This is a genomic window from Bacillus cereus group sp. Bc061, assembly GCF_027715825.1.
GTDB lineage: Bacteria > Bacillota > Bacilli > Bacillales > Bacillaceae_G > Bacillus_A > Bacillus_A paranthracis.
Genome location: NZ_JAQFTZ010000013.1, coordinates 1 through 23,293 on the forward strand (window position 1 = coordinate 1; position 23,293 = coordinate 23,293).

A 23,293-nucleotide genomic window follows, 5' to 3' on the forward strand; every position below is an offset into this window, starting at 1 on the left:
AGCGTTCATCCTGAGCCAGGATCAAACTCTCCAATAAAGTTAGTTTGTCTAGCATCTAAAATAAAAATTGACGTTTCACGTTGTTTGTTTCGTTCAGTTTTCAAAGAACTAAAAGCGGGTGAAGAGAATCGAACTCTCGACCAGAGCTTGGAAGGCTCTTGTTTTACCACTAAACTACACCCGCGTGGTCGGGAAGACAGGATTTGAACCTGCGACCCCCTGGTCCCAAACCAGGTGCTCTACCAAGCTGAGCCACTTCCCGTAATTGGCGCGCCCGAGAGGAGTCGAACCCCTAACCTCTTGATCCGTAGTCAAACGCTCTATCCAATTGAGCTACGGGCGCTTATTCATGATGTTTTTTCGTCGTTGTGTTTTGGCGACTCAATTATCTTATCATACTACATTTTCAAATGCAAGTACTTTTTAAAAGATTTTTTCGATGCGGCCGAGAGGACTTGAACCTCCACGGGGTTTCCCCCACTAGGCCCTCAACCTAGCGCGTCTGCCGTTCCGCCACGACCGCGCGGAAAAAACAAAAGTGAGCCATGAAGGACTCGAACCTTCGACCCTCTGATTAAAAGTCAGATGCTCTACCAACTGAGCTAATGGCTCGTAAATGGCTGGGCTAGCTGGATTCGAACCAGCGCATGACGGAGTCAAAGTCCGTTGCCTTACCGCTTGGCTATAGCCCATCGAAATGCTTATCTTATTTTCAAAGACAAATGTTATTGTACCATAATGACCAATAAAAAACAACTGCCAATTAGCAGAAGTTAAAATGGCGGTCCCGACCGGGGTCGAACCGGCGATCTCCTGCGTGACAGGCAGGCATGTTAACCACTACACCACGGGACCATTTAATCTTTACATTAATGTCATTTTACTTTTCATTATAATATTATGGTGGAGGATGACGGGATCGAACCGCCGACCCCCTGCTTGTAAGGCAGGTGCTCTCCCAGCTGAGCTAATCCTCCGGAGTGGTGACCCGTACGGGATTCGAACCCGTGTTACCGCCGTGAAAGGGCGGTGTCTTAACCACTTGACCAACGGGCCAATATGAATGGCAGAGAAGAAGGGATTCGAACCCTCGCACCGCGTTCGCGATCTACTCCCTTAGCAGGGGAGCCCCTTGAGCCACTTGGGTACTTCTCTGTATGGCTCCGCAGGTAGGACTCGAACCTACGACCGATCGGTTAACAGCCGATAGCTCTACCACTGAGCTACTGCGGAATAATAAAGACAATTTGTATCTTATAAAAATTCTCATCGTAAGTCAAGAAGTTTTTTCACAACATCTTGTACAAACGTGACATGTTTATAATATACTGGATTGCGTTTTCACTGTCAAGATGTTTTCTTTATCAAGATTAGTTTCCCTTTACACTTTCCGCAGACATATCTTTTTGTATTTATTTGACGCCTCCTTACATATTGAAGTGAGCATTCCATACATTCATACATATAAACCTTTTTTCCCTTCTCTTCATTTATCATTCGTTTACAAAAGCGTGGTGCATCAACTGCCTTTAATAATTCTCGAAAATCCTTATCCCGATGCTTATACCCTCTTCCCGCAATATGTAAGTGATAATGACAAAGTTCATGTTTAACAATCCCAACTAATTCTTCTTTCCCATACATTTCATAATATCGATAATTCAGTTCAATATTATGTGTATTCAACAGATAACGTCCACCAGTTGTACGCAACCTACTATTAAACATTGCTTTATGTAAAAACGGCATTCCGAAATATTGTAGTGATACTTCTTCCACTAGCCGCTGTATTTCTTGCTCATCCATTTTCATTCCTCCTAAACAAAAAAATATTTTTACACTTTTCTCCTCTCTTATACATATATTAAATAGTACATATACCCATCCTCATTCAAGAAGCGTGGTTTCTAAAAACATAGCAAAAATAGAAATCCACTCACCAACCTCTCATCAATAGTACTTTACATTTATGAGAGTAGGATTAAACAAGGAGGGATTCCTATGCCTACATGGCTCAAAAAACAAATGCAACGCGCATATTTTGAAAAAAACCGGTATCAAATTAAATTACTAAATGAATGCTGGTTTTATTATAGCAAAATACATCAAAGTTCCTAATCCATTACACGTTTTATCCTATAAAAAAAGAGCAGTTTCATCTGCTCTCTTCTCTTACTATTCAATCGGCAACATCGATAATGCAACGCGACCTTTTTTCGTATCAATATCATCTACCCATACTTTGACGATTTGTCCGACAGATACAACATCTAACGGATGCTTCACGTATTGTTTGCTTAGTTTAGAAATATGTACTAAACCATCTTGTTTCACACCTACATCAACAAAAGCACCGAAATCAACAACGTTACGAACTGTTCCTTCCAGTTCCATACCACGTTTTAAATCTTCTAACTTCAAAATCCCTTTTTTCAGAAGCGGTTTAGGCAACTCATCCCTCATGTCTCGCTCTGGACTAATGAGTGCATCTATAATATCAACTAATGTTGGTTCTCCAACTCCCGTTTCTTGCGACAACTTAGAAATCTCTACTTCTTCTAAACTCTTTTGTAATTGCGGTTGCCCTACGTCATCTTTCGATAATCCTAGACTCTTCAATAACAATTCAACATTTTTATATTGTTCTGGATGAATACCTGTACGGTCTAACGGATTTGCCCCTTCTAATATACGTAAGAAACCTATACATTGTTCATATGTCTTCGCACCTAGACGTGGTATTTTCTTTAAGTCTGTTCGTTTTGTAAATTTCCCTTCTTCTTCACGCTTTGCTACAATATTTTTCGCAACAGTTTTTGATAAGCCTGAAACATATTGCAGCAACGCAACTGAAGCTGTATTTACATTCACACCGACCTGGTTAACTGCTGTCTCTACTACAAACGTTAATGATTCATTTAATCTTTTTTGAGACACATCATGTTGATATTGTCCAACCCCAACTGATTTAGGATCAATCTTTACAAGTTCAGCAAGTGGATCTTGCAGACGTCTACCGATAGAAACCGCACTTCTTTCTTCAACCTGTAAATCTGGGAATTCCTCGCGGGCTAAATCAGAAGCCGAATACACACTCGCACCAGCTTCGTTCACAATAATATAGAAGACTTCTCGTTTCACATTTTGTAATACATCAACTATAAATTCTTCCGATTCTCTAGAAGCTGTACCATTCCCAATCGCAATCATTTCAACTTGATATTTATCTATAATAGAAAGAACTTTCGCTTTTGCATCTTCATATTTACGCACTGGTGGATGCGGATAAATAACATCAATATATAGAACTTTCCCCGTATCGTCTACGATAGCTAATTTACAACCCGTTCTATATGCAGGGTCTACAGCTAACACAACCTTTCCTTTCATTGGAGGTTGTAATAACAAATTACGTAAGTTCTCAGAGAAAATATGTATTGCTTGTTCCTCAGCTGTTTCTGTTAATTCTTTTCGAATCTCCCTTTCAATAGAGGATTGAATTAATCGTTTATAACCATCCTCAATTGCTAACTTTACATACTGTGCACTTTTTGAATCGTTATCACGAATTACTTTCTTATATAAGAAAGTTACTATCTCATCTACTGGCGGAACAACAGAAACTCTCAATATATCTTCTTTCTCACCGCGATTCATCGCTAATACACGATGCGGCACGACTTTCTGCAACGGTTCTTCATAATCGTAATACATTTCATATATATTTTTTTCATCTTTCTCTTCATCTTTTACAGCCGAAGACATAACACCTTTTCTAAAAGTAACATTCCGAATCCAACTACGATATGCTGCTTCATCTGAAACGATTTCTGCAATAATGTCTTGAGCACCTTGTAATGCCTCTTCTGCAGATTGCACTTCTTTCTCGGCATTTATAAACTCCATTGCCTTCTGATTCGGATCTTCTTTTGTATATAACAATAACCATTCAGCTAATGGCTCTAGTCCTTTTTCTTTTGCAATCGTTGCTTTCGTTCTTCTCTTCTCTTTATATGGACGATATAAATCTTCTACTTCTTGCAACTTTGTAGCTTTCACAATTTGCTGACGTAATTCTCCTGTCAGTTTCCCCTTCTCATCAATAAGACGAAGAACCTCTTCTTTTCTATCTTCAAGCTGCATTATATATTGCCATCTCTCTAAAATTGTACGAATTTGCACTTCATCTAAAGAGCCTGTCCATTCTTTTCGGTAACGAGCAATAAATGGAACTGTGTTACCTTCTTCTGTTAATTGAATAACATGACGAACTTGCTTTTCGGTAAAGCCTAATTCCTTCACTAACATTTTCATTAACGCTTGTCGATTATCTACCATTTCCATATACAACCGCAACCTCCTCTATAATAAAAAAAGTTGCCCTTCAAAGAGAGCAACTTAAACTGCCGATTTAAAAATCTATTAGTCCTAAACTAATTTGTAGCGCTTCATCTACACGAATCATCATCACTTCATCTAAGTGAGTGATTTTGTCCGTTAAGCGCTGCTTATCGATTGTTCGAATCTGCTCAAGTAAAATAACAGAATCTCTCTCAAAACCGTACTTTTTCGCATCAATTTCCACATGAGTGGGTAATTTCGCTTTTTGAATCTGTGCAGTAATAGCCGCTACAATCACCGTTGGACTAAAACGATTTCCGATGTCATTTTGAATGACAAGAACCGGACGAACGCCTCCTTGCTCAGAACCAACAACTGGGGAAAGGTCTGCAAAATACACGTCGCCGCGTTTTACAATCAAAATATTACCCCCCGCTAACTAAGCGTTCTACTGTATGAGCTGCTTCATACTCTGCTAAGAAAGCTTCAGATGCAATACCAAGATTAATTTTTCCCATTTCAATGTACCCACGTCGCATTGATTCATGTTGGTAGCGTTTCTTCGTCTTATGTTGACGCAATAACAGTTGTGTTGCCTGGCAAATTAGTTCATGGCGATTCTTATTCTCTTGTTTTCCAATTCCGTCCAATTCCGTTACCATTTGCTTTGGCAACCGAACCACGATTTCAGTAGTTACACTTGATTCGGACACAAAAATACACCTCCACCGTCAACTACACACCCAAATATATATATGACACCTATTGTAATAATACCATTGTATGGAGCCTGTTGCAAAGACTTCCTTATTCCTTGCTTATGTTTTCCAATTCACAAACAAAACATTCATATTCTTTTATTTTTTATCTCATTACAACAAGAAACGGAAGAGTTTCCACGTTAAATTATGTTAAAAGTAATGATAAGTAAAAAGCTTCTCGTCAAAAAACGAACTTATTCTTAGCCAACGAAAAGTCCTCTCACATGACAAGAAGCAAATCATACTACCTTCTATATATCATTCAAATAATTGATTACTTCCACAACTTTACCGTTCCGTATAAATATTCTCGGCACACGGAAACTAATCGTTGTAATAATTTCATAATTAATAGTACCTGAATATTCCGCAACCTCTGTAGCGCTAATATATTCATCTCCTTGCCTTCCAATGAGTGTAACTTTCGTACCAAGAGGCACTTTACAAGGAAGGTGAATCATGAATTGATCCATTGTTACTCGCCCTACAATCGGTACCCTTTTACCATTTACAAGCACTTCAAATCCTTGTAATCTTCTAAGCCAGCCATCTGCATAACCAATTGCAACGGTCGCAATCCATTCTTCCGTCTTCGTTCGATAAGTGACGTTATAACTAATTCCATCCCCTTTAATCACCTCTTTAATATGAGCAACTTTCGTATGCAATGATAGCGCTGGTTCTAATTTAAACGGTAAAAAAGGGCGTATTTCTACAGATGGAGATAACCCATACATCGCAATACCAATTCGTACTGCATTAAATGTAATCCCTTGAAAACGTAGCGTTGCAGCACTATTAGCTGTATGAACAAACTTAGGTTCCACTCCGAATTCTTTCAACCAACTTAACTGCTCCAAAAATGTGTTATATTGCTTATCAAAGTAAGAAGTCTCCACCTCATCTGCCGTTGCAAAATGCGTATAAACTCCTTCCAATTCTAAGAATGGTGCACCTTCTAAGCTTTTTAAAAATCCTTTTAATTCTTTACGTTCACGTATTCCAATTCTCCCCATACCACTATCGAAATTAATATGGTATTTCATCGTAGACGAACCATCCCAAAGTTTGATTGCTTCATCTACCCATTCCTTTTGAAAAACAGTTAATGCTACATCATTTTCAGCAGCTACATTTATATCACGAGGAGGAGAAGGACCTAACACTAAAATCGGCGCAGTAATACCAGCTCTTCGAAGCACTAAAGCTTCATCTAAGAACGCAACTGCTAACCTTGTCGCCCCCGCTTCTAATGCTGTTTTAGCCACCGGTACATAATCGTGCCCATATGCATTCCCTTTAACAACGGCAAAAATTTCTACATCACTCGGGATAAATTCTTTAATATGTGTAACGTTGTTATAAATGGCATCTAAATCCACTTCCACCCAAGTGTCACGGTAAAATGGCGCTTCTTCCATAAACACACTTCCTTATACACGATATGCGAAGCTTATTCTTTTATATGCTTCTTTTATGAAATCCACCCTTCAAACTAAGAAAAGACGTGGTGCACATATATCACCACGTCTAAGAAGTTTACTTCACTTGCTTCTCTGTAACTGAACGAGCAACCATTAACAGCTCCTTCGGCTCTAAACCTTTAGACACGAGCATATATTCTACTCCGTTATGCGACCACGTTAAAGAGTCTTTCGTCAATGCTCCAATTGTAAAGCCAAGATCAACCAATTCCCCGCTCACACTTATCGCTGACGAAGCCTCTGCAACTTTTGCCTTTTCTTGTATTAAAGTAAAGGATTTCTTACTTCCAGTGTATGTGAGTATCGCACGCTTGCCACTGTCTGTCTTCAACTCTTTTTCATCTTTCAAAGTCATACCTTGCGGCGTATCACGCGGATACAAAATAGCAAATGGTTTGTCTTCTTTCGCTGTCGTTTGAACATCTACTTGCGCTCTAGACATATTTTGCTTCGTATCAAATGCACCTTTATCAAATTTCGCATCAAATTTCACTTTAGAGAAATCTACTTTCACAAGAACATTTTGATCATTATCCATTAACTTCACCGAAACTGGTGTTAAATCACTTTTCTTCAATGTAATCTCTTGTCTCGGCAACATGTTTTGATGCTGATAGTTTGTTTTTGTTTTAAAGATATAATACTTATCTGTTTTTTCAAAAGTAAGGTTTTTCTTATCCTGCAAAATATCCCTCACAAGAGATTCGTATAAATAAGCCTGGCTACTATTTTGCGGCCAATCACTTTGGAAACGGAAACTCTTATTAAGCGCTGGCGTTAATACAAATACACCTTCTTCATTCCTTAAAATAATTTGACTTTGGTCTTTTTTCGCATTCTGCAAATTCACACGATAAAAAGAAGGTTCCTTATGCCATATTTCTACCTTATACTCCTGAGGCTCATTCCCTGTTTTAATAGATAATTTCGCTTCAGCTTGATAGCTTTTCAACCCTTTTACTTTCGCTTCTAAATCTCTCACAACATCATCTTGTTTCTTTTCCATACAACCGGCCAACACAAAAACGGTTAATAAACCGACAAGAACTAAAAACAGACGCCTTTTCATCACTTCAGCCCCTTTGCCCCTATAAATGAATGGAAGATGTACCTTCCTTATCGCTACCACAAATATATGAGACAAAGATATAAAATATGCAGACTAGCGTGACGAGCTTTCTAAAACAACTTGAGCAACAGCAAATTCCTTACTATGACTAATTGATAAATGAACAATATGCTCTGTACTTGTAATAAGAATCGGCTTCCCTCTATCATCATTTCTTACTTCAATATCTAAAAAACTCACTTCTTTCCCGATACCAGTTCCTACCGCTTTTGAATACGCCTCTTTCGCTGCAAATCTTCCAGCTACAAACTCTGTAAGGCGGCTTCCCTTCAGCCCCTTAGCAACATTACGTTCACTTTCAGTTAAAATACGTTCCATAAATTTAAGCTTTCCATCTATCATTTTTTCAATTCGATTCAATTCAATAATATCGATTCCAATCCCTACAATCATTTCAAAATCCCCTTCTTCTATTTAGCTTTCTTTTTTCATATTGTAAGAATAACAGAGAATCTTTCTGATGCAAAAGGAGTGATACTCACAATATGCTAATACCATCCGCCCGCATTTCCTTACAACCAATCGTCATCGCTTTACTTCTCGTACAATTAATCATGATTATATTAGGCGATTTTTTCCTCTTTCCTATGGCAGCTTCTAATGAATATATCGCTAAAGGAGAATGGTGGCGTCTCATAACTTCCCTACTCGTACATGTAGACTTACCACATTTTCTTTCTAATAGTATTTGTTTATTCGTCCTTGGCTCTTCTATTGAAAAACAACTAGGCCACTTTTCTTTCATCATTATTTTTTTCCTTTCTGGCATTCTCGGAAATATTTTCTCTTATCTTATTATGCCCCATGAATATATTCATACCGGGGCATCTGGTGGTATCTTCGGATTGCTAGGTGCACAGTTATTTCTAATGTATAGCCGCTATCGTTCTTCCAATCCAAGAGACATCGCTATTTTTTCAATCATGATATGTATATTACTACTATTCACTTTCTTCAATCCCTCTGCCAACCCTATCAGCCATTTAACAGGATTGATCATTGGTGGTATTTGCACCCCTTTATTAATAAAAAAACTCGATGGTGCAGAGCTCATTTAATATAAAAGCTCGCACCATCGATAATTTCCACATCTGTTTGTTCACTTAAATCCCTCATGAGTTGAAATAAAGACTCATCCTTCATCTTCGCTTCAATCATACAATCAATTTGTGGAACACTTCCCTTTATCTTTTTTAAAAAAGATAAAAAAGTATCTACATCAATAAAGTCCGCATGTGCTCTCGGGTCTTTTCCCTCTCTAGGACTAGAAATGTGCATTTTCACTGGTAACAAAGACGATTCCCACGTATGTACGACACGCGCCCAATCTTCATGCCAATCTTCTCGATCATGATTCATCATATGGTGATGTAAATCAAATACAACGGGAATGTCCAATTTTTCTCCTAAATATAATGTGTCCTCGAGCGTAAAAGTTGTATCATCATTTTCTAACATAATCATTTCCTGAATACCTCTTGGGACATTAGACCAATTCTCTATAAAACGCTCTAATGCAAGCTCTTTATCTTTATATCCGCCACCAACATGCATTACACATCGTTGCTTATGTTCAATCCCCATACCTTTTAATAATTTTCTATGCATCTGTAACGTCTTTACAGATTGTTTAAAAATATTCTCCTCGGGTGAATTAAGTACAACAAAATGATCTGGATGAAAATCAATACGCATATTCATTCGAATAGCGTAATCACCTAGCACTTTTAAATTTTCTTTTAAAGGGCGAATATAATTCCAATCTAACAACTCCTCATGATTCGCTAAAGGAATCAGCTTGGAACTAAGTCGAAAGAACGATATGTCATGTCCTTTATTATGTTTTAATAATCGTAAACAGTTTTCCAAATTCGAATTAGCAATTCTTTCAAGTTTACGAATCGCCGCTTCCCGATCATCTATTTTTTGAAACTGCGCGTACGTCATCGTTTGAGATGGAGATGCATTTTTCAAATGTACACTCATCGCGACATAGCCAAGCCTTACAAGCATGCGGCACCTCATTTCTACATAAGTTATTATGTAGTATGTACAATTACAAAAATAAAAAAAGAGAATGCCGGCAAAGGGCATTCTCTTTTTCATTATTAAGCTTGTGGCTTACGGCTATGATGTTTTCTTTCGCCGCGTCCGTTTGAAGATCCTGGGCGTCCTTGACCTTCGCCACGACGACCACGGTTGCCGCCATCACGATTGCGATCACGGTTACCGTCACGATTACGACCATCGCGATTGCGGTCACGGTTACGACCATCGCCACCGCGTCCATCACGACTACGATTACGGTTACCATCACGGTATCCGCCTCCGTTACCGCCGCGTTTTTTAGAACCGCCACCTCTTGCAACAACTGGTGGTTCTGATGTTAAAGCGATTGGAGTTGTATCTGGCTCTTTTGTCATCATTTTTAAAGCAGCAGCTACTACTGTTACAGAGTCGTTCTCTTCTAACATTTCTTCCGCAATACGCTTGTAGTATGCTAAGTTTTCATTTTCAATTGTGTTTTGAAGTTTTTCAGCGATTAAACGTTGTTGACCTTCTAGTGCCTCGTCAAGTGTTGGTGCATCCATGCGGTCCATTTTACGTTTTGTTGTACGCTCGATATTTTTTAATTGTCCAGATTCACGTGGTGTTACAAATAGCATTGCAATACCTTTTTTACCTGCACGACCAGTACGGCCAATACGGTGAACGTATGATTCTGGATCTTGTGGAATATCGAAGTTGTATACGTGTGTTACACCCGAAATATCAAGACCACGTGCAGCAACGTCTGTTGCAACAAGAACTTCAATAGAACCTTCTTTGAACTTACGTAATACAGACATACGTTTCGCCTGAGTTAAATCACCATGGATACCTTCCGCAGCATAACCACGTAAATTTAATGCTTCTGATAATTCATCAACACGACGCTTTGTACGACCGAATACAATCGCAAGCTCTGGAGATTGAATGTCTAATAAGCGTGTCAATACATCAAACTTTTTCTTTTCTTGCACTTCTAAATAGAACTGCTGAATGTTTGGCATTGTTACTTCTTTTGCTTTTACTTTAATGTGTTGAGGCTCAGTCATGAAACGCTCAGCAATACGACGGATTGGATCCGGCATTGTCGCTGAGAATAGTAATGTTTGGTGTGTTTCTGGCACATCTGTTAAAATTGCTTCAATATCTTCAATGAAGCCCATGTTTAACATTTCATCCGCTTCGTCAAGAACAACTGTCTCTACGTTTTGTAAGCGAAGTGTTTTACGGTTAATATGATCTAAAATACGACCCGGCGTACCAACAATAATGTGTGGGTGTTTTTTTAGAGCACGAATTTGGCGGTTAATATCTTGACCACCGTAAATTGGTAAGATACGAACGCGTTTATGTTTACCAATTTTGTATAGCTCTTCTCCAACTTGAATTGCTAATTCACGCGTTGGCGCGATAACAATACCTTGAACCGATTCTTTATGTGTATCCACTTTATCTAATAGTGGTAATCCGAATGCTGCTGTTTTCCCTGTACCTGTTTGTGCTTGCCCAATAATATCCTTACCTTGCAATGCATGTGGAATTGTTTCAGCTTGAATTGGCGTAGCCTCTTCAAAGCCCATACTTTCAACAGATTGCAGTAAAGAATCACTTAATCCTAATTCTCGAAATGTTGTCAATGTTACTTCTCCTTTTCTATCCTATACTTATCATTTAAAAAAAGGCGTTTTCCGAATTTGCGGAAAAGCCCTTTTCCTGAATGCTCACGTATATAAACGGGCGTATATTCTTCACGAAAATACTTCTAAACGTTATTACACTTTATCAATTATAAGTTTTGTATGTGTAAAAAGCAAACCCAACTGTTACCTTATTTTCATATTAAGAGTTTTTTTCTTCACTTTTATTTTTTTATATTTACTGTAAGCGCTTATTATAAGTTTCTTCTTTTTTCGTTGCTATCATCCCTATTTATATACACCAATTATTTCAACATCGTAATTACTTCTTCCAATTTCATACCGCGAGATGCTTTGACTAATACAACATCTTTCGCATCGACTACTGCTTGCAACTCTTTTACTAACTCTTCTTTATTATCATAAGCCTTTACACGTTCGTTAGGGAAATTAATTTTCGCTCCTTCAGCAATTTGAGCTCCTAATTTACCATATGTGAACACATAGGAGATTTTTGCTGGATCGATTAATTTACCTACCTCATAATGAAACTGTACTTCTTGATCTCCAAGCTCTAACATATCGCCGAGAACAACAATTTTTTTAGAGAATCCATCTAAACCATTCATTAGGTGGAATGCTGCTTCCATAGCTGTTGGACTTGCATTATAAGCATCGTTGATAATTGTTAATCCACTATTTGTTTTTACAATTTCCATACGCATGCCTGTCATTTGAAGTGTTACTAAACCTTCTTTCATCTCTTCCCACGTTACACCAAAATGTTTCGCAATTGCCATAGAAGCAAGCGTATTATACACATTGTGTTTCCCTAATACCGGTAGATAGAATGAAATGTTTTCTTCTCTATTCATTTTAAAGTGTGTCCCAGTTGCTTGTAACGTTACAGTCGTTGGATAGTAATCATTTGCTCTAGCATCACCAAACGTAACTGTTTCAGCTATTAAATTCATTTCAGGAACACGATTCGTTAATAATGGCTCATCTCCGTTATATACGAACACTCCACCTTCTTGTAATCCTGTCACAATTTCTAATTTCGCTTCAGCAATTGCCTCGCGAGAGCCTAAGTCCATTAAATGCGCTTCACCAATGTTCGTAATGATAGCTGCATTTGGACGAGCTAACTTAGATAAGAATTCAATTTCCCCACGGCTTGACATTCCCATTTCTAATACAGCTACTTCTGTATTTTCTTCTAAGTTTAAAATAGTAAGAGGTAGCCCGATATGATTATTGAAGTTTCCTTCTGTTTTTTGAACTTTGAATTTAGTCGCAAGAAGACTTGTTACAATATCTTTTGTAGATGTTTTACCGTTACTACCTGTCACACCAATCACTTTAACATCCAATTGGTCGCGATAGTTTTTTGCTAACATTTGTAATGCTGATAGCGTGTCTTCTACAAAAATAACCGGAAGATTCTCAGGTGGATTTGCTACATCTTTCATCCATAATGTCGCCACAGCTCCATTTTCAACAGCTTTATCTACAAAAGCATGTCCATCGAAACGTTCACCTTGAATCGGAACATATAAGTTTCCTTTTTCGATTTTTCTCGTATCAATAGACACTCCTTGTATAGTAATTCCCTCATACTGCTGTGCTAATCCCGTACCATTTGTCATTTGTTCTACTTGTTTTAACGTTCGATTTATCATAAAAACACTCCTTACATAGAGGAAGCACTATTCCTTCGAATAGTGCCTCCTCCTTTTTTTGTTAGATTGTATATTTAATTTTTTGTTTTTCTTCGTGACGCTCCATTGCTAAACGAATTAGCTCTTCAATTAATTCCGGATACGGTAATCCAGTATGTTGCCATAGTAGAGGGAACATACTAAACGGCGTAAATCCTGGCATCGTATTCACTTCGTTAATATATACTTCTCCATCTTTCGTTAAGAAGAAATCAGCTCGCGTTAAGCCAGCACCATCTAACGATTGGAATGCAACAATCGCATCTCGCTTAATAACATTAGACTCTTCTTCTGTCATTTCAGCTGGAATAATTAACGCTGTATCACCATCGATGTATTTCGACTTATAATCATAGAAGTCTTTTTTAGGTACGATTTCACCTACAACTGAACATTTCGGTTCATCATTACCTAGTACACCAACTTCTACTTCACGTCCAACGATATTTTCTTCCACAATAATTTTACGGTCAAATTGGAATGCCTCTTCAAATGCATTCTCAAGTTCTTCACGATTTTTACACTTATTAATCCCAACACTTGAACCAAGGTTTGCTGGTTTTACGAAACAAGGGTATCCTAATACTTCTTCTACTTTTTCATATGCTGTTTCACGATCTTTTTCCCATCCGCTACGAATGAATGATGCATATTTCGCTTGTTTTAATCCAGCTTCTGCGAAAATGTTTTTCATAACAACTTTATCCATACCAGCAGCAGATGCTAGAACACCATTTCCTACATAAGGAATATTCATTAATTCTAATAATCCTTGTACCGTTCCATCTTCACCATTTGGTCCATGTAGTAATGGGAAAATAACGTCGATAGCATTTTCCTCAGCATTTGCAGATGGAATGATTTCTGTGCTTAATGATAGCGGAGAAATCGCATTTTCTGCACCGCTCATTTTTAGAACTTCAACATCTGTTACTTCACCTTCAATACGCTCACCGCGTACCCATTGACCTTGTTCTGTAATATAAATTGGATGAATCTCGAATTTATCTTGATTTAATGCTTTAATAGCAGCAAGAGCCGTTTGTAGCGAAACTTGATGCTCAGCTGATTTTCCACCATATAATAAACCTAATTTAATTTTTGTCACTGAAATCACCCTAACCAATTGTTTTCATTTTTCTATTTTAGCACTTTTTATAAAAATAGGTAGTTCCTATTTGAAATAAAATGCAACTTCCACAAATAATTAAATGACACCACTTATTGGTTTTCTATACTTTTTCCACTTAACTTTCTTGATAAATATATAAAGTGAAACTTTAATCAGTGGGGGGCTTCATCCCCTACTGATTATTAGTTGAACCAATCGGACTTTAATGGGCAGCCCGACCCCCACCTAAATTCCTTGCTTTCGCTGAATTTTGAGGTGGGGGTCTTACTGCCCATTAAAGTGGGATAAAATTGCAATCCAACCTAGTTATGTACCTAAAATATGTAGAAATCCCCTTTTTGTGTATGTCATCTAATTATTAAGAAGATTGTTTGGTTAGTGTGCTTTTTTGCCTTTGTTCAACGAGACGGTCTAAAGAAATATATACAATACCTGCAACTACACAACCGACAGCTAAAATTGTAAATAAAAAGTGGCCAAGTAATCGGTCTAATAAAAAACCTCCAAGAAGTGGGCCGAATGCACTTCCTGTAATCCACTGCAAACTTGCAGCTCCCATATAAGTCCCCCTCAAATGCTCAGGAGCCAAATTCGCTACAAACGTCATCTGTACAGGCGACATAATCATCTCACCTAACGTATATATGGCATATACAAACAGTAACGTTATTAAAATAATCGTAGCATTTGTATCAAGTCCTCCAAACCACTTCGGTAACCACCCTATAAAAAATAACCCAATCCCAAACAAACATGCACCATATAACATCGTCTTTCCAACAGGTTTATCTGTGACCCATTTTGAAATTTGAAATTGGAACAACACAACTAATAGTCCATTTAAAGCCATTAAATATGGATATGGATTGTTAGTTCCAAAAATACCTTTCATTTCATTGTCAAAGTGCAGTGGCAACATGCCTTCTGTTTGAGAAAATCCCATCGAAATAATGATACCTGCTAATAAATAAATCATGAGTGCCTTATCTCGCAATACAATTTTCCACACTGCTCCTGATTCTTTTTCTGTATCACCTTCTTTATTCGTACTCTTTGGCATTGTCTCTTGAATAAGGACGAATACAAGCAATGCATAAAATAACATCGTAGATGCGGCAATAATAAACACAAGGTTCTTCGATAACATAACTACTGAAGCCCCCATTATCGGACCAATTGCAGCACCTATATTGTGCCCCATTCGCAATAGACCATATGCTTCTGTTCTTTTTTCTGGCGCCGTTACATCCGCAACCATCGCTGATGCAGCTGGATGAAATAACGAATTACTTAATCCTAAAAAAACAGATAAAATCGCATATGGAATAAATCCTTCTATAAATAAAAAACCGAGCATGAATACTGCATTGCTCGCCATCGAAAATATCATAATCGGTTTTCTTCCATATATATCAGCAATTCTTCCCCCTATAATTGATCCAAAGCTGGCAGCAATTGGAGACAGTGCCATAATCACTCCGACCTGTAATAATGAATCTACCTTATCTTTTAAATATAATGCAAAAAAAGGCATCAACATCATCATTGCAATTCCATTTAACGTCTCACCAATAAATCGAATCCATACGTTACGGTCCATCTCCCTTAACTCACGCCACGTATTTTTCATTATTTCACCCCTTTTGTTCAACAATAATTATCTTATAACAAGTTCAGAAGAATGTAAATTTTCAAAATTAAAAATCCATTCTAACAGAATTAGAATGGATTTTTCTACTTATAAATTGGCTGCGTCGTCTTCTTCTTTACTATTATTTAAAGCACTATGTTTTCGGCTATATAAGAAGTAAACCGCAATACCGATAATCATCCATACACCAAAACTAATCCAAGCCGTCCCGGATAATTGAAGCATTAAGTATAAACAAAAAATTACCGTTAACGCTGGTAAAAATGGTACAAGCGGCGCCTTAAATGCTCTTGGTAAATCAGGATGCGTTCTTCTCATTACAATAACAGCTACAGCTACAAGTGCAAAGGCTGACAATGTCCCCATATTTACAAGATGCGCTAACACATTTAAATCTATTAATCCTGAAATAAGTGCTGCAATAATTCCCGTTGTCCACGTATTTAAAAACGGTGTTTTAAATTTCGGGTGAACTTTAGCAAGACGTTTCGGCAACAATCCATCTCTACTCATTGCATATGAAACTCGTACTTGCCCATACATCATAACTAACATTACTGTTGTGATTCCTGTAATTGCGCCTACTGAAATTACTCCCGCTAAACTATCTTGTCCAATAAATTGAAGTGCAAAAGCGACTGGATCTGATATATTCAACTGCCCGTATGGAACAATTCCTGTCAAAATAAGCGAAACGATAATATAAAGAGCCGTACAAATTAATAAAGATGCAATAATACCAATTGGTAAATCACGTTGTGGACGTTTCACTTCTTCTGCTGCCGTTGAAACTGCATCAAACCCTATAAATGCAAAGAACACTGTAGCAGCTCCAGCCATTACACCATCTAAGCCAAATGGCATAAAAGGCGTCCAGTTTTCAGGTTTCACATAATTAAAACCAGCAAAGATAAAAATAAGAACAACCGCTAGTTTAATAAATACCATAATATTATTTACACGTGCACTTTCACGAACACCTCTAGATAAAAGAACTGTCATCACTAAAATAATTAGAACTGCTGGCAAATCAATTATTCCACCCTTTCCTGTACCAGGGGCTGAGGAAAGAATGGTAGGAATATGAATTCCAAATCCCTTTAATAAAGATTGGAAGTACGCGGACCAACCATTTGCCACAGCAGAGGTTGCAAGTAAATACTCAAGCATTAAGTCCCATCCAATTAAAAATGCGAATACTTCTCCCATCGTCGCATATGTGTACGTGTACACACTGCCTGAGACAGGAACTGAAGAAGCAAATTCAGCATAACAAAATGCAGCAAAGGCACATGCTAACGCGGCTATCGCAAATGATAATATAATAGCTGGTCCAGAATGTTTCGCTGCTACCACGCCCGTTAGAACAAAAATACCCGTTCCAACAATTGCCCCGATTCCAAGCATCGTTAAATCTAGTGCGCCCAATGTTCTTGCTAACGTCTTTTGTTTACTCTCTTGCATTAACTTTGCAATAGGCTTCTTTTGAAAAATTTGCTTCATAGCATGCTCCTCCAAGTTTTAAATTTTCTGAAAATTTTTAATTCGCTTTTTCATTTTACTCATAGTACTTTTTCCAGTCAATACTTTTGTCGAAATAAGTAGAAACTCTTATGAATATGCACGATTTTTATCATTCTTTCTATATATCTTTCTATAACTTTTTTTGGTATTATTATACATGTCGATTCCATGAAAAAGGCATGCTCTGTTATTGAGCATGCCTTTTTTACTTATTTCACAGTATATGATCCCTCTTCAATCCAGCTATACATATATTTTTCATCTTCTGTTTCATGTGCTTGTTTTACAATACGAAGCGGACGGAATGTGTCTATCATAACAGCTAATTCAAGCGTTTCTTTTTTCCCTATACTCGCCTCTGTTTTCCCAGGATGTGGCCCGTGAGGAATGCCGCTCGGATGAAGTGTAATAGACCCTTCCTCCACACCTTTTCGGCTCATAAAGTTACCTTCTACATAGTACAGTACTTCATCACTATTCACGTTACTATGATAATACGGTGCCGGAATAGATTCTGGATGATAGTCATATAAACGTGGTACGAAAGAACAAATAACAAAATTGTGACCCTCGAACGTTTGATGTACTGGAGGTGGCTGATGAATACGACCTGTGATTGGCTCAAAGTCCTCAACATTAAAGACCCACGGATATAAATAACCATCCCAACCAACAACGTCTAACGGATGATGTCCTAAAACATGTTTATGCATATATCCCCTCGACTTTGTCATTACGACAAATTCACCTTTTTCATCATACGTCTCTAATTTTTCAGGACCACGAATATCTCTCTCACAAAACGGGCTATGCTCTAACAATTGTCCATATTCATTACGATAGCGACGCGGTGTTGTAATTTGACTATTTGCCTCTACAACAAGAAACTTAGTCTCTCCTTCATCTGGAATAACACGATAGATCGTTCCAATTGGAATTGTTACATAATCGCCCTTTCGATAATGAATCGTTCCAAACATCGTTTCAATTTTTCCTGTTCCGTAATGGACAAACAACATTTCATCGCCATCACCATTACGGTAGAAATAGTCCATTTTTTCTGTTGGGCTCACTACTCCGATTAATAAATCCTCATTCCCAAGTATAAAGTTTCTTCCGCTTACTGCATCACCACTTTTTTTATTTTCTTTCGTGCGAAAGTGACGATGAGAAAGAGCAACATCTTCTTCATACTGCAACTGACAAGAATGAGATAATGCCGCATGCCCTACTTCCGTTGGCATATAATGATGATACAAAATAGATTGCGTACCAGAAAAACCTTTTGTTCCCATTACCTGTTCACGATAAAGTGATCCATCTTTTTTACGGAATTGTACATGTCGTTTATGAGGTAGCTCCCCCATGTGACGATAAAACATGCTCATCACCTGCTTCCTTTTCTTTTTTGACCGTATTACGTAATGTACCTAAACCAGTAATCGTAAGCTCTACCACATCACCATCTTGCAGCCACTCTTCTGTACCCAGTTCTAAAATACAACCTGTTCCTACTGTTCCAGAACCAATCACATCGCCTGGATATAACGTAACATCTTCCGAAGCACGTTCAATCATTTCAGCAAATGTATAGTAAATATCTCGAAAGTTCCCTTTTGATAATAGCTTTCCATTTACATGAGCAGTCATCTCTAACTCATAACGGTCACCATTACGATAAATATCTAGTTCCTCTTTCGTAACAAGGTACGCTCCTAATGAAGTTGCAAAATCTTTTCCTTTCGCTGGACCAAGTCCTACCTTCATTTCTGTTGCTTGTAAGTCCCTTGCACTCCAATCATTCATAATACAATAACCAAAAATGTATTCCTCTGCTTGCTCACGAGAAATATTTCTTCCTTCTTTCCCAATTACGCAAGCAATCTCTAACTCATAATCAAGTTTTTTAGATTTCTTCGGACTAATTACAACATCATCTGGACCAATTACAGCACGATGGTTCGTAAAATAAAAAACCGGGATATCGTACCATTCAGGTACAACATCTAACCCTCTTCGGCTACGTGCCGTTTTTACGTGCTGTTCAAATGCATAAAAATCCCTAATACTACTCGGATTAGGAATCGCTGCTGCTAATTGCACTTCCTCTAAAGAATATATGCCCTTTTCCGGATTATTAATATTACGCAACACTTCTACATACTCATCCGCTTTCTCTAAAAAGGCGAACATAGAAGAAGGTAATTTTCCACCACTAGCAAGATTCATATCGATTACTTTGTCACCTTCAAGCCATCCAGCTCGCATTTCTTTTGAAGGAAGACGAAATGTAACGAATTTCATCCTAATTCCTCCTTATGAAAATGAAATTTCCACCAGCAAAAGAATGATTGCTGGTGGATATAAATTTTATAAATTCCCGCGACGCTCTTGTTCTCTTTCAATTGATTCGAATAACGCTTTAAAGTTTCCTTCTCCAAATCCACGAGAACCTTTACGCTGAATGATTTCAATAAATAAAGTTGGACGATCTACAATTGGTTTCGTAAAGATTTGTAGTAAGTATCCTTCATCATCGCGATCTACTAAAATCTTTAATTCTTTCAACTTATCAATTTCCTCATCAATTTTTCCAACTCGTGCAGTTAATTCATCATAATAAGTATCTGGTGTATCTAAAAACTCCACACCATTTGCACGTAGCGCTTCTACTGTTTTAACAATGTCATTTGTTAGTAAAGCAAGATGCTGTACACCTGCTCCATTATAGAACTCTAGATATTCTTGAATTTGTGATTTTCTCTTTCCATCCGCTGGCTCGTTAATAGGGAACTTAATACGACTTCCATTTGTCATAACCTTCGACATTAATGCTGAATACTCTGTACTAATATCATCATCATCAAAATGGATCATTTGTTTAAAGCCCATAACGTTCTCGTAATAACTAACCCACTCTTCCATCTTTTCAACATTACCAACTACATGGTCTACAGCAATTAAACCTGACTCTTCAAATGGAATATCAAACTCAGCCTTTTGGAATCCTGGCATAAATGTCCCTTTATAATTTTTACGCTCTACAAGCGTATGAATTGTATCACCATACGTACCAATAACTGCTTTTTTCAATGTACCGTTCTCATCTGTTAACTCTACAGGCGGAGCAATTGCGACGGCACCACGTTTCACCGCTTCTGAGTATGCTTTATCAACATCGTCAACAAGTAATGCCACATCTTTCACGCCATCACCATGAGTCTTTACAAACTCTGCAATACGATTGTCACTACTTAAAGCCCCAGACACAACGAAACGCATATTTTTTTGCACAAGAACATAAGATACTTTTTCACGATTACCAGTTTCTAATCCAGAGTAAGCCACAATTTTGAATCCGAATGCTCTCGCAAGATAGTAACTTGATTGCTTTGCATTTCCTACGTAAAATTCCAAATGATCTACATCACGTACTGGAAAAAAGTCCTCCATTTGTGCAGCTAGCGTATCCATAGATTTTTGTTTCATAAAATCCTCATCCCCCTGTAAATAGATTAAATGGTTCATACTTAAAACCAACCGAAAACGCTTCCAACATCAATTGATAGAAATTAGTTAGCAAGCTAACAAATTCTGACCTTTAAAATTTTCTATCTTTTCTGTCAAATTCCTCTTTTTTTCTTACATATAAAATTCGACTTTTTTCTCTTTAAAATAAAGGGGGCTATTCATACTTGAAGGGATATATAGAAGAAAAATAAAAAAGACTCCAACATATTAATTACTTACTAATATGCTAGAGTCTTTATTTTTTTTGAATGATTGTATTTATATGTCTCATACTAATACTTTTGCAAGGAATAGAATAAATGATGTTAATACTACCGCTCCACCTAATGATCCTAATAAATCTGTTTTTGTTACTTGTAACACTTGCTCACCGTTCATATTCCTCATTCTCCTTTCATTTTGTATAATGTAAAACTTCTATTATACTAATACACTTGATAGAAATACGATTAATGCTGTTAATACTACCGCTCCACTTGCTGATCCTACGAAGTCACCTTTTGTTACTTGTAATACTTGCTCTTTCATTTTGCATTCTCCTCTCTTTTTCTTTTTACAAAACCTCTATTATACTAATACGCTTGATAAGAATACGATTAATGCTGTTAATACTACTGCTCCACTTGCTGATCCTACGAAGTCACCTTTTGTTACTTGTAATACTTGCTCTCTCATATCTTTCATTCTCCCTTCTTTTTTCCTTTGTTACAAAACTTCTATTATACTAATACGCTTGATAGGAATACGATTAACGCTGTTAATACTACTGCTCCACTTGCTGATCCTACGAAGTCACCTTTTGTTACTTGTAATACTTGCTCTTTCATTTTGCATTCTCCTCTCTTTTTCTTTTTACAAAACTTCTATTATACTAATACGCTTGATAAGAATACGATTAATGCTGTTAATACTACTGCTCCACTTGCTGATCCTACGAAGTCACCTTTTGTTACTTGTAATACTTGCTCTTTCATATTATGTATCCTCCTTTTTAATAAGTTATCTATATGTAATTTCTAAGAAATGTTTATTTCATAGTTTTTATGTTGACGTTACATTAAATTTAATAACGTAACGTTTGTAACATTAATGTAACATAACTATTGTTACGTTGCAATATAATTACGTAAATTTTATTACACTTTTTTTACGTTTTTTTATAAACACCTTCAAAAACCTTGATTTAATGCATTTTCTACTAAATCCATATTTGTAACATTCATGTAATATTACAGTCATATAACGAAACATCCCTACACCTACCTCTACTTTTGTTACAAAGTAAGATAAATCTTTCATTAATAAAGTGGAATCTATCAAATTCTTACTGATAGTTCATGAGAGATAAAATACAATCTTTCCAAGATAAGTTTATATGTTTCCTTTATATAACTATGTATAATAAGAACAAAGAGGTGGTCATTTTGAAATTAATCGCATTAGATATGGATGGTACACTACTATCATCTAATCTTGAAATCTCCAAAGAGAACTTACAAGCTATCCAAACTGCAAAAGAGGCTGGTCATATTGTCATGATTTGTTCTGGCCGTGCAAAAGAGGATGCTTTGAAATTATTGGAAGAGTATAAACTATCTCTTCCAGTTGGAGCAAGCAATGGGGCAATTGTTTATGTGGATGGAGAAGTAATTAACTCGCGTTGTATACAAAACGACAAAGTGTACAAACTTGCAAAATTACTAGAATCTGAAGGCTTTCCTTATAAGCTATATACAAATAAAGGAGTTTATTCTCCATATACATGGCAAGATCAAGTTATGCAAGCGTTCGAAGAAAATAAGCATGCACTAGATGTTACGCTTGAGGAACTTGAAAGAATTACAGAAAAACAAAAGAAATCAAACTTAATTACTGATTTCCAAAAAATAGAAGATGTTGTAAATAATCCAGAATTAGAAATATCTAAATTCTTTATTTTGACATTTAACGCAGGGCATCGCGCACAGCTATTAAGTATGTTACAAGAAGATACTGATATTATGGTTACAGCATCTGCTCCTACTAATTTAGAAATTATGGACAAGAATGGACATAAAGGAAATGGACTGAAACAAATGGCAGCCCATTTTAATATACCAATTGAAGATACAGTTGCTATCGGTGACAATTTTAACGATGTACCCATGTTAGAAGCAGCTGGTTTATCAGTTGCAATGGGAAACGCTGAAGAAGATGTAAAAAAACTATGTGATGTTGTAACATTAACAAACAATGAACATGGTGTTGCTCATGCAATCGAACAATTTGTATTGAAACAAACTTCATCTAGTAAATAAAAAAAGGACTCTTTCTATTTGAAAGAGTCTTTTTCT

At 37.1% G+C, this 23,293-nt stretch carries 24 protein-coding genes and 11 tRNA genes; 3 read left to right on the forward strand and 32 right to left on the reverse strand.

What is annotated here, in order from left to right:
- Nucleotides 1–113: 113 nt before the first annotated feature.
- From PDQ40_RS25080 to PDQ40_RS25135, 12 genes are all read right to left on the reverse strand, one after another.
- Nucleotides 114–184 (reverse strand) — tRNA-Gly (locus PDQ40_RS25080).
- 1 nt (nucleotide 185) lies between these two features.
- Nucleotides 186–262 (reverse strand) — tRNA-Pro (locus PDQ40_RS25085).
- A 4-nt stretch (nucleotides 263–266) separates the two neighbouring features.
- Nucleotides 267–343: transfer RNA gene (locus PDQ40_RS25090), tRNA-Arg, on the reverse strand.
- Between the two features lie 97 nt (nucleotides 344–440).
- A tRNA-Leu gene (locus PDQ40_RS25095) sits at nucleotides 441–523 on the reverse strand.
- Between the two features lie 16 nt (nucleotides 524–539).
- Nucleotides 540–612: transfer RNA gene (locus PDQ40_RS25100), tRNA-Lys, on the reverse strand.
- 5 nt (nucleotides 613–617) lie between these two features.
- Nucleotides 618–692, reverse strand: a tRNA-Gln gene (locus PDQ40_RS25105).
- A gap of 87 nt (nucleotides 693–779) precedes the next feature.
- Nucleotides 780–855, reverse strand: a tRNA-Asp gene (locus tag PDQ40_RS25110).
- A gap of 46 nt (nucleotides 856–901) precedes the next feature.
- A tRNA-Val gene (locus PDQ40_RS25115) sits at nucleotides 902–977 on the reverse strand.
- 4 nt (nucleotides 978–981) lie between these two features.
- Nucleotides 982–1,056, reverse strand: a tRNA-Glu gene (locus tag PDQ40_RS25120).
- An 8-nt stretch (nucleotides 1,057–1,064) separates the two neighbouring features.
- Nucleotides 1,065–1,155: transfer RNA gene (locus PDQ40_RS25125), tRNA-Ser, on the reverse strand.
- 3 nt (nucleotides 1,156–1,158) lie between these two features.
- A tRNA-Asn gene (locus PDQ40_RS25130) sits at nucleotides 1,159–1,233 on the reverse strand.
- 114 nt (nucleotides 1,234–1,347) lie between these two features.
- A complete protein-coding gene (locus tag PDQ40_RS25135; protein ID WP_000344246.1) occupies nucleotides 1,348–1,806 on the reverse strand; it encodes a SprT family protein in 459 nt (152 codons plus the stop codon).
- A gap of 195 nt (nucleotides 1,807–2,001) precedes the next feature.
- Here PDQ40_RS25135 and cmpA point away from each other — a divergent pair, with 195 nt between their 5' ends.
- Nucleotides 2,002–2,118 carry a cortex morphogenetic protein CmpA gene (cmpA, locus tag PDQ40_RS25140; RefSeq protein WP_001143642.1) on the forward strand — a complete coding sequence of 39 codons (117 nt, stop codon included), beginning with the start codon at nucleotides 2,002–2,004 and terminating at the stop codon, nucleotides 2,116–2,118.
- Nucleotides 2,119–2,175: 57 nt separating this feature from the next.
- Here cmpA and PDQ40_RS25145 read toward each other — a convergent pair whose 3' ends face one another.
- The 6 genes from PDQ40_RS25145 to acpS all read right to left on the reverse strand — a co-directional run bounded on the left by PDQ40_RS25145 (nucleotide 2,176) and on the right by acpS (nucleotide 8,108).
- Nucleotides 2,176–4,344, reverse strand: a complete 2,169-nt coding sequence (locus PDQ40_RS25145) for a Tex family protein (RefSeq protein ID WP_000426229.1) — start codon at nucleotides 4,342–4,344, stop codon at nucleotides 2,176–2,178.
- Nucleotides 4,345–4,411: 67 nt separating this feature from the next.
- Nucleotides 4,412–4,762, reverse strand: coding sequence for a type II toxin-antitoxin system endoribonuclease NdoA (gene ndoA / locus PDQ40_RS25150; RefSeq protein WP_000635963.1), 351 nt, complete (start codon nucleotides 4,760–4,762; stop codon nucleotides 4,412–4,414).
- Nucleotides 4,763–4,766: 4 nt separating this feature from the next.
- Nucleotides 4,767–5,054: an antitoxin EndoAI gene (locus PDQ40_RS25155; protein ID WP_000004570.1), complete on the reverse strand. Its 288-nt coding sequence runs from the start codon at nucleotides 5,052–5,054 to the stop codon at nucleotides 4,767–4,769.
- 299 nt (nucleotides 5,055–5,353) lie between these two features.
- Nucleotides 5,354–6,523 (reverse strand): alanine racemase, encoded by a 1,170-nt coding sequence (gene alr / locus PDQ40_RS25160; protein ID WP_000390604.1) that lies wholly within the window; start codon nucleotides 6,521–6,523, stop codon nucleotides 5,354–5,356.
- A gap of 118 nt (nucleotides 6,524–6,641) precedes the next feature.
- Nucleotides 6,642–7,592 (reverse strand): LolA family protein, encoded by a 951-nt coding sequence (locus PDQ40_RS25165; protein WP_025991724.1) that lies wholly within the window; start codon nucleotides 7,590–7,592, stop codon nucleotides 6,642–6,644.
- A 156-nt stretch (nucleotides 7,593–7,748) separates the two neighbouring features.
- Nucleotides 7,749–8,108, reverse strand: a complete 360-nt coding sequence (acpS, locus tag PDQ40_RS25170; RefSeq protein ID WP_000635037.1) for a holo-ACP synthase — start codon at nucleotides 8,106–8,108, stop codon at nucleotides 7,749–7,751.
- Nucleotides 8,109–8,200: 92 nt separating this feature from the next.
- Between acpS and PDQ40_RS25175 the strand changes: the two genes are divergently transcribed.
- Entirely contained in the window at nucleotides 8,201–8,773 is a 573-nt protein-coding gene (locus tag PDQ40_RS25175) for a rhomboid family intramembrane serine protease (protein ID WP_000906924.1), read from the forward strand.
- Here PDQ40_RS25175 and uvsE read toward each other — a convergent pair.
- The 14 genes from uvsE to PDQ40_RS25245 all read right to left on the reverse strand — a co-directional run bounded on the left by uvsE (nucleotide 8,766) and on the right by PDQ40_RS25245 (nucleotide 21,934).
- Nucleotides 8,766–9,728, reverse strand: coding sequence for a UV DNA damage repair endonuclease UvsE (gene uvsE, locus PDQ40_RS25180; RefSeq protein ID WP_000961149.1), 963 nt, complete (start codon nucleotides 9,726–9,728; stop codon nucleotides 8,766–8,768). The genes PDQ40_RS25175 and uvsE overlap by 8 nt on opposite strands.
- A gap of 95 nt (nucleotides 9,729–9,823) precedes the next feature.
- Nucleotides 9,824–11,401: a DEAD/DEAH box helicase gene (locus PDQ40_RS25185; protein ID WP_000206582.1), complete on the reverse strand. Its 1,578-nt coding sequence runs from the start codon at nucleotides 11,399–11,401 to the stop codon at nucleotides 9,824–9,826.
- 305 nt (nucleotides 11,402–11,706) lie between these two features.
- Nucleotides 11,707–13,083 carry a UDP-N-acetylmuramoyl-tripeptide--D-alanyl-D-alanine ligase gene (gene murF, locus PDQ40_RS25190; RefSeq protein ID WP_074543892.1) on the reverse strand — a complete coding sequence of 459 codons (1,377 nt, stop codon included), beginning with the start codon at nucleotides 13,081–13,083 and terminating at the stop codon, nucleotides 11,707–11,709.
- A gap of 61 nt (nucleotides 13,084–13,144) precedes the next feature.
- A complete protein-coding gene (locus tag PDQ40_RS25195) occupies nucleotides 13,145–14,230 on the reverse strand; it encodes a D-alanine--D-alanine ligase (protein WP_000161445.1) in 1,086 nt (361 codons plus the stop codon).
- Nucleotides 14,231–14,612: 382 nt separating this feature from the next.
- Nucleotides 14,613–15,884 (reverse strand): MDR family MFS transporter, encoded by a 1,272-nt coding sequence (locus tag PDQ40_RS25200; protein ID WP_000799737.1) that lies wholly within the window; start codon nucleotides 15,882–15,884, stop codon nucleotides 14,613–14,615.
- A gap of 108 nt (nucleotides 15,885–15,992) precedes the next feature.
- Nucleotides 15,993–17,408 (reverse strand): amino acid permease, encoded by a 1,416-nt coding sequence (locus tag PDQ40_RS25205; RefSeq protein WP_000809368.1) that lies wholly within the window; start codon nucleotides 17,406–17,408, stop codon nucleotides 15,993–15,995.
- Nucleotides 17,409–17,638: 230 nt separating this feature from the next.
- The gene (locus PDQ40_RS25210) at nucleotides 17,639–18,811 is read right to left on the reverse strand and encodes a homogentisate 1,2-dioxygenase (protein WP_000499916.1); all 1,173 of its coding nucleotides are present in this window, start codon (nucleotides 18,809–18,811) and stop codon (nucleotides 17,639–17,641) included.
- Nucleotides 18,777–19,733: a fumarylacetoacetate hydrolase family protein gene (locus PDQ40_RS25215; RefSeq protein ID WP_000674031.1), complete on the reverse strand. Its 957-nt coding sequence runs from the start codon at nucleotides 19,731–19,733 to the stop codon at nucleotides 18,777–18,779. The genes PDQ40_RS25210 and PDQ40_RS25215 overlap by 35 nt, the downstream gene beginning before the upstream one ends.
- Nucleotides 19,734–19,799: 66 nt before the next feature.
- Nucleotides 19,800–20,918, reverse strand: coding sequence for a 4-hydroxyphenylpyruvate dioxygenase (gene hppD / locus PDQ40_RS25220; protein WP_000810913.1), 1,119 nt, complete (start codon nucleotides 20,916–20,918; stop codon nucleotides 19,800–19,802).
- A 309-nt stretch (nucleotides 20,919–21,227) separates the two neighbouring features.
- On the reverse strand, nucleotides 21,228–21,347 hold the full coding sequence (locus PDQ40_RS25225; RefSeq protein WP_001993573.1) for a DUF3948 family protein: 120 nt from the start codon (nucleotides 21,345–21,347) through the stop codon (nucleotides 21,228–21,230).
- Between the two features lie 33 nt (nucleotides 21,348–21,380).
- Entirely contained in the window at nucleotides 21,381–21,488 is a 108-nt protein-coding gene (locus PDQ40_RS25230) for a DUF3948 family protein (RefSeq protein WP_000664237.1), read from the reverse strand.
- 39 nt (nucleotides 21,489–21,527) lie between these two features.
- Nucleotides 21,528–21,644, reverse strand: coding sequence for a DUF3948 family protein (locus PDQ40_RS25235; protein WP_073536510.1), 117 nt, complete (start codon nucleotides 21,642–21,644; stop codon nucleotides 21,528–21,530).
- A gap of 35 nt (nucleotides 21,645–21,679) precedes the next feature.
- Nucleotides 21,680–21,787 carry a DUF3948 family protein gene (locus PDQ40_RS25240; RefSeq protein WP_000664237.1) on the reverse strand — a complete coding sequence of 36 codons (108 nt, stop codon included), beginning with the start codon at nucleotides 21,785–21,787 and terminating at the stop codon, nucleotides 21,680–21,682.
- A 39-nt stretch (nucleotides 21,788–21,826) separates the two neighbouring features.
- The gene (locus tag PDQ40_RS25245) at nucleotides 21,827–21,934 is read right to left on the reverse strand and encodes a DUF3948 family protein (protein WP_000664237.1); all 108 of its coding nucleotides are present in this window, start codon (nucleotides 21,932–21,934) and stop codon (nucleotides 21,827–21,829) included.
- A gap of 450 nt (nucleotides 21,935–22,384) precedes the next feature.
- Here PDQ40_RS25245 and PDQ40_RS25250 point away from each other — a divergent pair, with 450 nt between their 5' ends.
- Nucleotides 22,385–23,257, forward strand: coding sequence for a Cof-type HAD-IIB family hydrolase (locus PDQ40_RS25250; RefSeq protein ID WP_000766404.1), 873 nt, complete (start codon nucleotides 22,385–22,387; stop codon nucleotides 23,255–23,257).
- The last annotated feature ends 36 nt before the right edge of the window (nucleotides 23,258–23,293 follow it).